This window comes from Pedobacter sp. SYP-B3415 (assembly GCF_004138205.1).
In the GTDB taxonomy this organism is placed as follows: domain Bacteria; phylum Bacteroidota; class Bacteroidia; order Sphingobacteriales; family Sphingobacteriaceae; genus Pedobacter.
Window position 1 is genome coordinate 296,693 of the sequence record NZ_RXNQ01000031.1, and the last position, 13,849, is coordinate 310,541.

Annotated in this window: 12 protein-coding genes; 6 read left to right on the top strand and 6 right to left on the bottom strand. The window is 49.1% G+C overall.

Annotated features, from left to right (window positions below):
• Window position 1: 1 nt before the first annotated feature.
• The 4 genes from EJV45_RS11690 to EJV45_RS11705 form a co-directional block, all read right to left on the bottom strand.
• On the bottom strand, window positions 2–949 hold the full coding sequence (locus tag EJV45_RS11690) for a glycosyltransferase family 4 protein (RefSeq protein WP_129715855.1): 948 nt from the start codon (window positions 947–949) through the stop codon (window positions 2–4).
• On the bottom strand, window positions 946–1,212 hold the full coding sequence (locus EJV45_RS11695) for a hypothetical protein (RefSeq protein WP_129715856.1): 267 nt from the start codon (window positions 1,210–1,212) through the stop codon (window positions 946–948). The genes EJV45_RS11690 and EJV45_RS11695 overlap by 4 nt, the downstream gene beginning before the upstream one ends.
• Window positions 1,213–1,516: 304 nt before the next feature.
• A complete protein-coding gene (locus tag EJV45_RS11700) occupies window positions 1,517–1,753 on the bottom strand; it encodes a hypothetical protein (RefSeq protein WP_129715857.1) in 237 nt (78 codons plus the stop codon).
• 105 nt (window positions 1,754–1,858) lie between these two features.
• On the bottom strand, window positions 1,859–2,275 hold the full coding sequence (locus EJV45_RS11705) for a two-component system response regulator (protein ID WP_165305048.1): 417 nt from the start codon (window positions 2,273–2,275) through the stop codon (window positions 1,859–1,861).
• A 195-nt stretch (window positions 2,276–2,470) separates the two neighbouring features.
• Here EJV45_RS11705 and EJV45_RS11710 point away from each other — a divergent pair, with 195 nt between their 5' ends.
• The 3 genes from EJV45_RS11710 to EJV45_RS11720 all read left to right on the top strand — a co-directional run bounded on the left by EJV45_RS11710 (window position 2,471) and on the right by EJV45_RS11720 (window position 8,866).
• Window positions 2,471–4,255: an ATP-binding protein gene (locus tag EJV45_RS11710; protein WP_129715859.1), complete on the top strand. Its 1,785-nt coding sequence runs from the start codon at window positions 2,471–2,473 to the stop codon at window positions 4,253–4,255.
• 125 nt (window positions 4,256–4,380) lie between these two features.
• A complete protein-coding gene (locus tag EJV45_RS11715) occupies window positions 4,381–7,293 on the top strand; it encodes a CheR family methyltransferase (RefSeq protein WP_240755267.1) in 2,913 nt (970 codons plus the stop codon).
• Window positions 7,286–8,866 carry a PAS domain-containing protein gene (locus EJV45_RS11720; RefSeq protein ID WP_129715860.1) on the top strand — a complete coding sequence of 527 codons (1,581 nt, stop codon included), beginning with the start codon at window positions 7,286–7,288 and terminating at the stop codon, window positions 8,864–8,866. The genes EJV45_RS11715 and EJV45_RS11720 overlap by 8 nt, the downstream gene beginning before the upstream one ends.
• A 9-nt stretch (window positions 8,867–8,875) precedes the next feature.
• On the opposite strand, the gene EJV45_RS11725 is transcribed toward EJV45_RS11720, so the two are convergent.
• Window positions 8,876–10,600, bottom strand: a complete 1,725-nt coding sequence (locus EJV45_RS11725; RefSeq protein ID WP_129715861.1) for an alpha-amylase family protein — start codon at window positions 10,598–10,600, stop codon at window positions 8,876–8,878.
• A gap of 55 nt (window positions 10,601–10,655) precedes the next feature.
• Window positions 10,656–11,303 carry a response regulator transcription factor gene (locus EJV45_RS11730; protein WP_129715862.1) on the bottom strand — a complete coding sequence of 216 codons (648 nt, stop codon included), beginning with the start codon at window positions 11,301–11,303 and terminating at the stop codon, window positions 10,656–10,658.
• A 608-nt stretch (window positions 11,304–11,911) separates the two neighbouring features.
• Between EJV45_RS11730 and EJV45_RS11735 the strand changes: the two genes are divergently transcribed.
• Genes EJV45_RS11735 through EJV45_RS11745 form a run of 3 tightly spaced genes read left to right on the top strand, consistent with a single transcriptional unit; the run spans window position 11,912 to window position 13,841 of the window.
• Window positions 11,912–12,436: an RNA polymerase sigma factor gene (locus tag EJV45_RS11735; protein ID WP_240755268.1), complete on the top strand. Its 525-nt coding sequence runs from the start codon at window positions 11,912–11,914 to the stop codon at window positions 12,434–12,436.
• A gap of 20 nt (window positions 12,437–12,456) precedes the next feature.
• On the top strand, window positions 12,457–13,152 hold the full coding sequence (locus EJV45_RS11740; RefSeq protein ID WP_129715863.1) for a DUF421 domain-containing protein: 696 nt from the start codon (window positions 12,457–12,459) through the stop codon (window positions 13,150–13,152).
• The gene (locus EJV45_RS11745; RefSeq protein ID WP_129715864.1) at window positions 13,149–13,841 is read left to right on the top strand and encodes a DUF421 domain-containing protein; all 693 of its coding nucleotides are present in this window, start codon (window positions 13,149–13,151) and stop codon (window positions 13,839–13,841) included. Before EJV45_RS11740 ends, EJV45_RS11745 begins: the two co-directional genes overlap by 4 nt.
• Window positions 13,842–13,849 lie beyond the last annotated feature (8 nt).

Here is a 13,849-nt window from a genome sequence, read left to right on the forward strand (position 1 = left end):
TTCAGGTCTGATTTTTATAACGCTCAATTAATTCACCGAAGAGGGTGTTCCAGTCCTGACAGAAGCGGTCAATGGAAAACTTCTCGTGGGCAACGGTTCTCGCATTTGCTCCCATCTTCTCGGCCTGTTCGGGATATTCAAGCATAAACTTCATTTTGGCAATAAGCTGATCAATATCGGTATGTACAAAGCCCGAGTAACCCGATTCAATTGTTGTCGCCAGTTCGGTCGTGGCAAGGCCTACTACCGGCAAGCCGCACATCATGGCTTCGCAAATGCTCAGTCCGAGACTGGTATAGCGGATCGGGTTAAAAAAGAAGCGGTATTGAGAAATGAAAGCTGGCAACTGCGGATGCAGCACTTCGCCAAGACCGATGTCTTCAGTAGCCATGCCCACCAGATCCAGCGGAACCTCTGCAGCGACCCTGCTAAAAATGTCAGCGCCAAGCATACGCCCTCTTGATGACAAATTGTTTATAACCACGATGCCGCGGTTTTTCTTTTCGGAGACCAGTAGTACAGGCACAGTGACACCATGCGGGATTACGCGGGTCGGGCGGCCGCCGTTGTCCCACATCAATGCGTTAAAGTGTGTAACGTGCACTACCGTCACCTCCGGATCTTCAACAGGATGCCGTTCATCTGTCGGGTGCTGCCAGGGCGGGTCATGTTCAAGGAATACGCGTGGAAGCTGCCGCTGTTCATCTGAGAGAATCTGATACTGATCTTCGAGGTAATTTTTTTCGGTTTGGTAAAGGATCAAATCAAAGTCTGCGTCCCGGACTTCATTTACATCGATCTCATGAACGTTCGCGCCAAAAGGGAAAGTAGTGCCCCGGCCATAGTACCCTTCATCTTTTTTCTGATTTACGGGGATGTATAGTTCCCATGGCCCCTGAGACAGGTAATAGAGGTAACTCCCATGAATATGCCAGGTGAATATCCTCATAGTGCCGAACCTCCGGTGCTCTCATCCACGTCAAAACCCTGCTGGTTGGGACCTGAATCATCTTCCGGTCCTTCGAGTTTATCACCCGATTCCGGTTCCCGTTCGGTCTCGTCATCAGATGGTGTTCTGCCTTCTTCCGGTGTGCGGCTGCTATAGCCGGCGGCATCTTCGGGTCCGTTCAGCGGATCATTCCAGGAGCGTTTTGACTCGTTTTCGTGCGCATCGCCCGCAGGGCTCTGCTCGGCACCATTTTGCTTTTTCATATGTAGGATATTAAAACCATCATAGGAACATTTAACCATTGGGAACGTTTCGTTCGAGCTAAGGGCTATTTTTTTCAAAAACGGCCCCGACAGCACGTAAACCGACATTTGCGTACTTAACAGGGTGGGAAATGCCGTAGTAACCACGTGTGTTCAGGTAATTGTTTCGATGGCCCGCGCATTCCGCACACCGGATGGCAACCAGCAGACACTGCAGGGGCAAAAATGAAAATGAAGGTTGAAAGAGAAGCCGTCTTAGCAGCCGGAAAAAAGGCGCGGCCGGAAAGGCGCGCGCCGGAAAGTTTTAATCGTGACCCTGGGTTTTGACAATCTTGTTGTAGATACCCAGCAGCAGAAAAGGTGCAGCCCATTGGCCGATGAAAAGTGCATTGTGTTTATGGCCCATACATTTCAGAGCCAGCGAGACACCCATAGAGCCGAGTGCAGCCCAGAGATAGACGTCTGACGGAATTTTTGCGGTCTGATCCTCAATCATTTCCGCGAGTTTTCCTTCCTCGTGTTTGTTGTTCTGTGTTTCCATAGTGACGGTTGTTATTGTTTAGAGTATCACACCGCAGGCCGGCACTTTGTTTACAAACCATCAAAAAAAGGTAGTTACCGCATCCGGGTAGTAGCGCCTTATTAGTTAGACCCCTGCAATGGTTCGGCTGCCGCGTTGTGCCAATACATCGTTCACCTCATTTAACAGGGCCTTCAGATCAAAAGGTTTTTCCAGGAAACGGTCGTAGCCATAGTCGCCTATAGACAACAGCAGCCTGGGGAACGCTGAATAGATGATGACCGGCAGGCGCCGCGCCGGTTCCATTCGTTTAATCTGACTGCAGAGTTCGCCGCCGTTGGTAAGCGGAAGCAGGTGATCGAGTAAGACGATGTCGGGATTCTTTTTCTCTACGACCGGAATGATATCGCTGGTTGCGGGCAGACAGTCAAAATAAAATCCCTCTTCGGTAAACAGCTGTTCAAGAATTTCTGCAAGTGCCGGATCGTCTTCAACAAGCAGGATTCTCGGCCGGTGATCCGCTTTCCCATTTTGCAGTTCCATATCACTATACATTAGATGAGCAAAAGTAGGCCAAAATAAACCGCAGAACTGTTCGGAAATTACTGATTATGAACGCACGAAATACGCAAAGCCCAGGGGTTTACCTGATTCGTTCATGAATACTGCTGCATTGAATATCTTTACTCAGCCCAAACAACTCAGGAATATCCGGGTTGTATATTAAACCACCGATACATGTCTGCAGATTTAACGACGATTTCAGAAGGCGAGACCATGCCGCTTGCTGCCGATCTGCTTGATGCGATCGCCCAGCCCTGTTGTTTGCTGGATGATACGTTTGTAATCAGATATGTAAACAACCCATTCTGCGCTGCCATTGGTAAATCGCGTTCAAAAATTGAAGGCACGCCGTTGCTCACGCTGCTTTCCGGGCGCGAAGCTGAGCGATTGCTTGCAATGGTTGCGGGTCATACACAGGAATTTATTGTCACGATAGCCGGGCTGGACACCTGTACCCTTAAACCATGTACCATGGGCTGGATGCTTAGCTGCACCGGCGCAGCAGTAAAGAACACCCCGCCACAGGCTGAGGCCGCGCTTTCTAACCCAAAACTTTTGCAGGCCATATTCGATACCAGTCTTGTTCAGATTTCTATGCTGAAATGCCGCCGTACTGCTGAAGGCAAGGTTGAGGATTTTGAAATCATTTTCACCAACAAGGAACTGGAGAGGGAGACGGGAAGAAAGGACCTGATCGGCAAATTATATGCGCAGGAGTATCCCGGTATCAAAGCCGCCGGCATTTTTGACACCATGGTCCGCGTGCTCGAAACCGGAAAATCAGAAAAGCTGGAATACTACTATCCCTATGAACAGTTCAACAAGTGGTTTTCCTGCAGTTTCGTGAAACTGGGAGACGGACTTGTGGCAACAAACATCGACGTAACGCAGCATAAACTAGCCGAAGAGGAACGGATTAAAAACTATGCGCTGTTATCACACTCAGAGCGCGTAGCCGACTTTGGTTCATGGGAATACGATCTGATTTCAGGTAGCCTAAGCTGGTCTGAGGGTATGTACCGAATATTCAAGGCGGCTCGAAGCGAGCGTATTGACCCCGGCATTTACATACGTTTTTCGAGTACAACAGGTAATGAGACGGCAAGCCGAATTGCTGCTGCTATTGTTGCTGGGCAGCGGGATTTTACAGAAACGCTGGAGATACGTGCCGGGAACAGGAAAAAGACCATTCTGGTGAAAGCCAAGCTCATGCGAAGTAAAAAAGGCTGGCCGGTCAAGATCCTGGGTGTCGACATGGATATAACCAGGTCAAAGAAAATCCAGGAAAAGATGCAGGCGCTCGAAAAACAACAGCAGCGACAGATTTTCCAAATGACGGTCAAGAACCAGGAAGACGAACGGAGACGTCTCTCTGAGAACCTGCACAATGGTCTGGGCCAGTTGTTGTATGGAATCAAGATTGGCATAGCCCGCATAAACGCAAAAAAGGCGGCCCGGGATCCTGAACGTTTTGGCGAAGAAAAACAGCAGCTTGAAGAAATTGTGACCAGTGCCATCAACGAAACAAGACGAATTGCGCACGAACTCGTACCTGCGGCTCTTGAGGCGCATGGACTTTTCTTCGCTGCCGAAAAGATGTGTGAACAACTGAGCGGAACCACACGGTTTGAATGCAGTTTTTTCGGACAGGAGGAACACGCTGATAAGTTTTTACTCGTAGCTGTTTACCGCATGCTTCAGGAACTTGTTACAAATGTGATAAAACATGCTCAGGCGAGCCACGCCCAGGTGAGTATAGAAATTGACGAGGAAAGCATGCAACTGCGCGTTACCGACAATGGCAAAGGCATGGGTACTACGCCAGGCAATGGTGGCATTGGGCTTAAATCGATAGCCGGAAAAGTTCGACTGCTATCAGGAACTTTCAAAATTGCTAATCCGGAACGGACAGGTACCCGGGTATTTATCCGGCTGCCGCTGTCAAAAAGTACGCCCTAGAACGCACATTTTCGTAACCATTCGGAAGTTAAAAACCTGAATATTTTTCTCGTGCGCGTATTGTTGTGACCACAATCCATTTATCACTAGCTTTACAACTGTAAGTAAATACTGAATCAGCGCACGTGACAAAAAAAACACACAAAAGCAACCAGGAGGGATCGGCCAAAATGCCTAAAACCAAATCCTTTCCTATCGTAGCAATCGGCGGCTCTGCCGGTGCATTTTCCTCACTTGAGCGTTTCTTTACGCATATGCCGGCTGATAGCGGGATGGCATTTGTCATCATTATGCATCTCTCGCCCAATCACATCGGCAAGATTTCTGAAGTTTTTAAAAGTTTTACCGCCATGCCGGTGCTTGAAGCTGCCGACGGCGCTCAGGTTGAGCCTGATCACGTTTATGTGATTCCGCCTGATAAAGATCTGGGTATACACAACAGAAAACTACTTCTTTTAAACATCAGCAAACCAAATGGTTACCGGCAACCTATCGACTATTTCCTACAGAGCCTTGCAGACGATCAATGGAACCGGGCGGTTGGTATCATCTTGTCAGGCATGGGTTCAGACGGCGAAACGGGTGTACGGATGATCAAGGAAAAGCTGGGCATCGTGATGGTCGAGGACCCCGAAGGCGCCCAGTACAGCAGTATGCCCAACGCTGCCATTGGCACCAATTTAGTTGATTATGTGCTCTCGCCGGACGAAATGCCGCTGAAGCTGATTCAATACATCAATCATCCTGTTCTGGCAGAAGAGCCTTCGGAGCAGGCCAGAACCGAGATCAGAAACAGCACCTCAGTGCAGAAGATCCTGATGCTGCTGCGCTCGCACACCGGTCATGACTTTTCACTTTATAAAAAAAGCACCATCATCAGGCGGATTGACAGGCGTGTTGCTTTCCACCAGTTGCCTGATTACGTTCACTATGTTACTTACCTCCGCGAAAATCCGATTGAAATCGATACACTCTTTAACGAACTGCTGATCGGCGTTACGAAATTTTTCCGCGACGGCGCTGCATTCGATTCGCTGAAAAAAAAGATTGAAACACTGCTCGCGGAAAAGAAACCCGGCGAACCGGTTCGTGCATGGATAGCCGGATGCTCGACCGGTGAAGAAGCGTATTCAGTAGCTATGCTCCTGATGGAGTGTACAGAAGCCAAACGAAAGGAAAAGCCTCCAAAAATTCAGATCTTTGCTACCGATCTTGACAGCAACGCCGTTGAGCAGGCCCGGCTGGGCAGTTACCACGGCAACATCATTGCCGATGTATCTGAAGAAAGGCTGCAGCGTTTTTTTATCAAGGAGGATGAAGGTTACCGGGTTAAAAAAGAATTACGCGAAATGATCGTTTTTGCCCAGCACAACCTGATCAAAGACGCGCCTTTTACCTGGCTAGACCTGTTATGCTGCCGCAACGTGATGATCTACCTGACCAGCGAACTGCAGCGAAAGATTATGCCGATCTTTCATTATTCGCTTAACAACAGGGGGATCATGTTCATGGGCCCGGCCGAAACCATTGGTGGTTTCACGGAACTCTTTGTTGCCTCAGACCCGAAATGGAAAATCTTTGAGCGCAAAGAAGGCAGTTCGGCCATGAATAAAATGATCGACTTTCCGTTTCAGGTTGCCCGACCGGTGGTGAGTGTAGCCCGTAGTGAGGAAACAGAAAACAGATCAAAGAAGAATTCAGTGGCAGAATCTTTTAACAAGATCGTGCTTGAACACTTCACTCCTACTGCGATTCTAATAAACGACCGGGGCGACATCTTGTACAGCAGCGGCAAACCCGGAAACTTTTTGCAGCTGCCCCGTGGCGAAGCTGTCATGAACATCCACAAGATGGCACGTGAAGATTTGCGCTACGTATTGGGAAACGTGATTCATCAGGCTATTACCCAGCGCGGGCTTGTCACCATCAGCGATGTCAAAACAAAGGAAGGTGATCAGATTCGTTTACTGCGGTTAAATGCAAGCCCGCTTGAAGATTCAGAGATGCGCGGCCTCATTATGCTGGTTGTCGAAGACATGGGTGTGATGAAAAAAGCAGCCCGCAGGTCTGCCCGTTCGGCCCAATCCAACCGCCAGGAAATAGAAGAAATGGAGAAAGAGCTGGTTTATACAAAGCAGCAACTACACAGTACCATAGAGCAGATGGAAACATCGCTCGAAGAGTTAAAATCAACGAATGAGGAACTGCAAAGTACCAATGAAGAACTGCAAAGCACCAACGAGGAATCGCTGACAACCAAAGAGGAAATGCAATCGCTCAACGAGGAGCTGATGACGGTGAATATTCAGTATCAGTCTAAGGCCGAAGAGCTTGGACGCCTGAATAATGATATGAAAAACCTGCTCGATTCGACAGAGATCGGCACCATCTTTCTGAACAACGACCTGGAAATTCTGCGGTTTACGCCACAGATCAAAACTTTGTTCAGTATCATACCGGCAGATATCGGCAGACCCTTGTCAGACCTGGTAGCAAACTTTGATTATGCGCCGCTTGAGGAAACGACAAAGGAAGTAATTGACAGGCTCAACACGCGTGAGATTGAGATCAAGACCCGCAGCCACGAGTGGTACAGGGTCAGGATCATGCCCTACCGCACTACCGACAATTTTATTTCGGGGGCTGTGATAGCCTTTACCGCGATTACCTCTTACAAAAAAATGGAGATCAAGATCGACGCTGTCCGGGAATATGCCCAATCGCTTGCGACTAATCTCAGTCTCCCGGCAGCCGTACTCGACGCCAGGTTAAATATACAATCTGAAAATACGTCACTGACGAAATTATCACATGGCCGGATACAAACTGGCCAAAAATTTGAGACCTTCCTGAAGAATAACTTTTCAGGGGTTGATGCTGCCCCGATAATTTCAGAACTGGGGCAGTTGAAAGCACCAGCCAAAATAAGGATCGAAATGGCAGCAACTTCGTTTATGTTAACGGTGATGCCTTTCTTCAGCGATGATTCGACCCCGATATTTTTTGTGATAACGATAGAGGAGGTGCCCCGTGAATGACGATAAAAAAAATACTGGCCAGGAAAAGTTAGACCGGCTTCAGTCGGAAACGCTTTCATTGCTGAACAAAATTTTACCTGATCCCGGTACAATCGATCAGCAGACTTTTGCCCGCATGTTTCAGGAGCTTCAAACCTACCAGATGGAACTGGAAATGCAGAATGACGAGCTGATTCATGTAAATGAGCAGCTTGAATGGCAGCGTCTGCGGTTTTCTGGCATTTATGACCTTGCCCCCATCGGTTATCTCATTACAGACACGAAAGGATACATCATTGAATTAAATAGTGCGGCGGCAGCGCTTTTTAAATCAGGGAAACACAGCTTGACAGGTAAGTCACTTTATGCCCTCATCGCCGAAGACGACCGCGATACCTATTATACGTTTTTCAGACGGATTCTTTCATCTGCTTTGCAGGAAAACTGTCATTTAAGGCTGTCCAACGGTGACGAACAGGTGCATGTGCATGCTGAAGGTATTTTCGTCAAAGCGGCCGATCAGTGTTACATCGCGTTCACAGACATTACAAACACCATGCAGGTTAAGCAGGATCTCATGAAAGCAAGTCATCGCCTTTCGCTCGCGCTCGATGCATCTGGCTCAGGCGCCTGGGAGTTAAGCCAGACAGACATGGTATTTTCGCTTGATGCTGTAATCGAAGACATGCTCGGCACCGGGCACCGCGATTACCGCTTTGCAGCAATACGTGAACTGGTCGGCCCTGCAGACCGTGAACGCTTCTCTGAAGACTTCCGGTCGGCTTTTTTTGACCGGCCTGTAGATGCTACATACCGGTTCGCCTGTCCCGGCCAGGCCGCGCGCTTTATCTGGATACGCGGAAGCATGAAGGAAACGATGGATGGCCGCCGGATTCTGAGTGGAATCATGACAGATATCACTGAGCGGAAACTGAGACAGGATAATGAAGACCGGCTGGCGGCAGAACACCAGCGCGCACTGGTTATTGCCCGTCACCTGGCCGAAGAAAAAGAACGCAACCGTATCAGTTCGGCGCTTCATGACACGGTAAGCCAGCTCCTGTATGGCATTCAAATCAAGATTACGCAGATAAATAACCAGCGATCTGAGACCGCAATGAAAGAGATCAGCGAACTGATGCGGGATGCGATCAAAATTACCAGAAACATTTCTTTCGAACTGGCGCCATCAATATTATTAGATTTCGGACTGCCGGCCGCGCTTGACGAACTGGCTACCCGGTTCTCAAATTCAGCCCTGCGTATAGAAAGCAGAACTGTTGGTTTCGCGAACCGCATATCTCCTGCCGTAGAAGCCAACGTTTTCAGGATTGTGCAGGAACTTGTTAATAACTCTATTAAACACACGCAGCCCAGCCGCATCGATATTCTGCTAAAACAAAGCGGTCATAAAATTGAGATCAGTGTGACCGACAACGGCAGCGCCCTGCTGGCCGACCAGTCGGATACGCTCATGGCTGGCACCGGTCTTGACGGCATCAACAGCCGCATCGGTCTGTATGACGGAAAAATGAGCATTACCCCGGTCGGTGCGTCGGGAACCACAATCCGCGTGGAAATTACTGAAAGCTGAAAGGACAACTTAACGTTTTTTATCTGCTGTAAAAAGCCAGGCTGCGCCGTATGGGGAAAGTTCAATCCGGCCATCGGAGCCCAGTTTTGCCGACGGTAATGAATAAACAAGCCCGTTTTTCTCAGAACCATCAACATTCTCAGGTATCCGGACCCGTACAGAATCGGGTGAAAAGTTATGCAGCGTAATCAGGTTGTTACCGTTTTTCTTATAACGCAGAATCAGCACCTTACCTGAACCGAGTGTTTCTCCCTCCCATTCCTCACGAAAGAACTCAGCATACTTTTTCCTGAATAAAATCATTTTCCTTATGTTATTTAATAAAGAGGTTCTTTCGTTAAGCTGCTTTTTAACGTTGATTTTATGATAATTATATGCTCCTGAGCTTATGACTGGCCTCACTGCCGAGTCTGCGCTTGTAAAGCCGGCATGTTCACGCTGGTTCCACTGCATGGGAGTGCGCACGGCGAGACGCTCTTTAAGGCTCAGGTCATCGCCCATGCCAATCTCTTCCCCATACCGCAGTACGGGTTTCCCCGGTAGGGAAAATAAGAGGCTGTAAGACATAGCGATCAGTTTCGGATTTCGAAGCATGGGACTTAGCCGCCTTCGTATGCCCCGGTCATAGAGCTGCATGGTTTTAGCCGGACCGAACTTTTCGTACACCTGGTTACGCTCCCAGTTCGTTAACCTGCCCAGATCTATCTCATCATGATTGCGCAGAAAATAGGCCCATTCAGTACCCGGAGGTTTTTGTCTGAACTTTTCCATAGCCTTCAAAAACGGGGCCACGCGGTTACGCGTAAAAGCATAAAAGAGATTCTGATTTGCGTAAAAGTTGAACATGACATTCATGCGTTGCCCCTGCTCGCCAAAGTAATCCTGGTTTTCTTCTGCCGTTACGTTTGCTTCAGCAAGAAGGATCGCGTCTGGTTTAACTTTCTTCGCAGCCTGCACCAGCCGGTCCAGAACCGGAAAGAGATGTTCCGGGTCTTCAGCTCCTGTACGCGGCACATCAATGATAAACGGCACTGCGTCCAGCCTGAATCCGTCCATACCCTGTTTGAGCCAGTACTGCACAATGTGTTCTGCAGTTTTGACAACTTCAGGGTTTTCATAATTCAGATCTGCCTGGAACCTGTAAAAACGATGAAAATAGTACAGCTTGCTGACAGGGTCGAGTGTCCAGGTTTCTTTCTGAACGCCGGGAAAAACCATGCCTTCTTCTGCATCTTCAGGGCGTGTTTTCGAAAAGACATACCAGTCCCGGAATTTTGACTGCGGATCGCGCTGCGCCGCTTTAAACCAGGGATGTTCTGTTGAGGTATGATTAAGCACCAGGTCCATGATGACACGCATCTTTCTGGCATGCGCTTTTGACAAAAATTCCTGCAGGTCGGCAGGGGTTCCAAATTTCTTGTCTATGCCGTAATGGTCTGAGGGATCATAACCATCATCCTGCCCAGGCGAAGGCTGAAACGGGGCCAGCCAGATCACGTTGATACCTAGCGAATTAAGGTAGCCAAGCCTGTTGATAAGACCTCTGATGTCCCCTGTGCCGTCGCCATCGCTGTCCTGAAAGGTTTTTATTTCCAGCGCATAAATGACCGGATCATGAAGGCCGCCGACTGGTGTGCCTGCCGGATGTTCCTTTTGTTTACAGCCTGATAACAGCGTGATGCACAGCGCAAAGTAAAGGATCCGTTTCCCGGTTGTGTGTATAGAATAATGCATATCAGGATGTTATGGGTTTACCGGTGCGAAAAGTTAAACGCCGCCGGGCTAAGGCTTAACTCAGGTACCCGTTCAGTAAAGCAAACCGGATCAGGCTGGGTGTATTGCGGCAGCCGGTTTTGTCGAGCAGGCTCTGGCGGTGCCCTTCAACCGTACGGCGGCTTAGAAACAGCGAATCGGCCATTTCAGAGTTTGTTCGACCGTCGCCGATCATGGCAAGCACCTCAAGTTCCCGCTCAGAAAACTCAATACCGGGATTGTTGTTTGTCTGCGCAAAAGAGCCTTTGAGCAGCCGCTCGATCAAATGCGTAGTCAGTTCTGCGCTTACGTACCGGTTTCCGTTGCAGACGTGACGAATAGCAAACTCAAGCTCGTTAAGTGAAGAGTTTTTTAGCAGGTAGCCGCTTGCCCCGCTGCGCAGTGCATCAATAAGATGTTGCTCACTGTCCAGCATGGAAAGGAAAATGATCTTAATCTGGGGGTATGTGCCAACCACTGCCCTGGAAAGTTCAATGCCGTTCATTTCAGGCATGTAAAGATCGGTTAGCAAAACATCCGGCTGCGTGCCCCCTTCAAGCAGCGTCAAAGCCTCAAGGCCGTTAGAGGCCTGTCCGATTACCTCAAATTCGGAAATATCTTCAATCAGGGCTTTAAGCCCTTCACGCACAACCCAATGGTCTTCTGCAAGAAGGATTTTTATCATAGTCAGGTTTAATTTTAAGCCACCGGACCGGCCGGCGTTCTGTTATCCTATAACCACTCCCGTTCCGGTATGTTTGTCAAGCGGCCGCAATTTGCCAAAAATTCTTAAAGCGCAGGGTTGCGCTTTGCTACATCGTTTATGAACCCGTACTTGCTAAGAGCAAAACAAGTATAAGACCTCTCATAACAGGTAGTTACCCTGCAACTTATGAAACACTACCTGTGTTTATTATGCAGATGATGTTATACATAAGATGTTGGCGACTGAGCGGCAATGCAGGGAATATGCGACACACGTGTATGCTGTCTTTTTCCATTTTTAGTAACGTCTGCCAGTCCGCAGGTCTTGACCGCGCGAACTACTCCATCACATCTCACTTAGACTCTGTTAAATCTGTACAAGCCCGGCAGTCGGCTTCGCAAAACTGCGGCCTTGCGAACAAAATCCGGGATTTTTTCGCAGCGCTCCGGGTAACAGTCCGCGGCCCGCGATTTGGGTACCAGATTTGGATCGGATTATTACGGAAACTCCGTTTAAATGGCCTGCCGGGCCTGTGTTTTGTACACCATAAGTTATGCACTGTTGCAGCAATCATCTATATCAAGCTTATGAACACAACCCCTCTATTTGAGAAAATGGTCTGCTCGCATATGAGCGTGTTGCGGGCCTTCGCCATGAAATTCACCCATAACATCGAAGACAGCGAAGATCTTGTGCAGGAGACCATGATTAAGGCCATCGGCAACGAACAGCGGTATGATCCTGGCACCAACCTGCGTGCCTGGTTATTTACAATCATGAAAAATACGTTCATCAATTCGTACAGGACACGTGCGCGCCAGAACAACCTGATCCAGCAGTGCGAAGATCTGAGCGATGTTTCACTGGCCGGAACAGCGTTTGAAAATGATGCCAACTGGAAATTTGTGCGTGAAGACGTGAGGCTGGCATTTGGTCAGCTCTCAAAAATCAGCCGGCTCGCCTTTTTATGGCATTTTCAGGGTTATAAATATCACGAAATCGCTGAACGGCTTGGCGTGCCGATCGGAACAGTGAAAACACGGATACACCTGCCCAGAAAAGCGCTTAAACAACAGCTGGCTGTTTATAAAGATGAGTATCACTTACGTTAACAATCCATATATCACATAACATGCAATCAAGCGGACAATCTACAGGGCCCGGTGGACTAACCGGCTTCCTTTTCGGAGACACGCCACCAGAATTTCTTATCGAAGTTGTGGTCAGAACGGCAATTACCTACATCTTACTGCTGGCCGTACTCAGACTTATGGGCAAACGGATGGGCGGGCAGCTTACCATATCAGAACTGGCCGTCATGCTCACGCTCGGTGCCATTGTCTCGCTGCCTATGCAGGTGCCGGATAAAGGTATCCTTCAGGGCCTGCTTGTATTGTTATGTATGCTTGCACTGCAACGCTGGTTCACCCTGGCCGGCATTCGAAGTCCGAAAATTGAAGAAATAACCCAGGGGACGGAAAAGGTGCTGATCAAAAATGGTATTATCGATGTTTCAACTATGCAAAGCGAATACATTACCCAACAACAGGTATTCGCAGTTCTGCGTCAAAAGAACATCAAACAGCTGGGCGAGGTCTCGCGCCTGTATATAGAAGCATGCGGGCTCTTTTCCGTCTATCATGCTGTAGAACCTTCCCCGGGGCTATCGGTATTTCCAGACCGGGAAAAACCGGACGGGCAGCTGCACGTGGATAAAAACCTGATGGTCTGCAAAGCCTGCGGCGCCCCTTCCGGTGAGCCGCACACCTATACCCAAACTTGTCGGAACTGTAACAACTCAACATTTGAACCTGCCGTTAAGCCATGAAAGAGCTCGAACTTTTTGACCCCAAACGCCTTTTTCTCGGCGAAGTGCCCGGGATGTTTTACCTCGAAGTCATTCTGAGAAGTGCCTTTATTTTCTTTATGCTGATTCTGGCTATGCGCCTGATGGGCAAACGCATGTCATCGCAGCTTAGCCGTAACGAGATGGCAGCCGTCTCATCACTCGCTGCAGCCATCGGTGTGCCGCTGATGAACCCTGAGCGTGGTGTACTGCCGGGGCTGATCGTTGCCGTTGTCATCGTAGCCTGGCAGATGCTGATTGCAAAATGGTCGCTCAGGAGGCCAAAATTTGAAACGCTGAGCCAGGACGATTTTAATGTGCTTGTACGCGATGGGGTAATGGTGTGCGAAGAGATGGTTGAGTCCAGGATTTCCCGCGAGCGTTTGTGTGCGCAGCTCCGCTCAAGCGAAATTTATCATTTGGGACAGGTAAGCCGCCTTTATCTCGAAGCGGGCGGCATGTTCAGCCTCGTTAAAAGAGACGAGCCCATACCGGGACTAACCACCCTGCCTGACTGGGACAAAGCGTTCTCGGAAGAGGTGACCGAAGCAGCAGACGACAAGGTATGCTGCTGGAGCTGCGGCAAGGTTTACAATGCCGACCAGCAACCGGCGGTCTGCGAGGTCTGCCAGCGCGACAACTGGACAACCGCCGTGATTACAAAACATTAACGGATATC

Coding starts and splice junctions, on each gene's coding strand:
- EJV45_RS11690 (WP_129715855.1), bottom strand. CDS start 949: ATGAGGATATTCACCTGGCATATTCATGGGAGTTACCTCTATTACCTG.
- EJV45_RS11695 (WP_129715856.1), bottom strand. CDS start 1,212: ATGAAAAAGCAAAATGGTGCCGAGCAGAGCCCTGCGGGCGATGCGCAC.
- EJV45_RS11700 (WP_129715857.1), bottom strand. CDS start 1,753: ATGGAAACACAGAACAACAAACACGAGGAAGGAAAACTCGCGGAAATG.
- EJV45_RS11705 (WP_165305048.1), bottom strand. CDS start 2,275: ATGGAACTGCAAAATGGGAAAGCGGATCACCGGCCGAGAATCCTGCTT.
- EJV45_RS11710 (WP_129715859.1), top strand. CDS start 2,471: ATGTCTGCAGATTTAACGACGATTTCAGAAGGCGAGACCATGCCGCTT.
- EJV45_RS11725 (WP_129715861.1), bottom strand. CDS start 10,600: ATGCATTATTCTATACACACAACCGGGAAACGGATCCTTTACTTTGCG.
- EJV45_RS11730 (WP_129715862.1), bottom strand. CDS start 11,303: ATGATAAAAATCCTTCTTGCAGAAGACCATTGGGTTGTGCGTGAAGGG.
- EJV45_RS11735 (WP_240755268.1), top strand. CDS start 11,912: ATGAACACAACCCCTCTATTTGAGAAAATGGTCTGCTCGCATATGAGC.
- EJV45_RS11740 (WP_129715863.1), top strand. CDS start 12,457: ATGCAATCAAGCGGACAATCTACAGGGCCCGGTGGACTAACCGGCTTC.
- EJV45_RS11745 (WP_129715864.1), top strand. CDS start 13,149: ATGAAAGAGCTCGAACTTTTTGACCCCAAACGCCTTTTTCTCGGCGAA.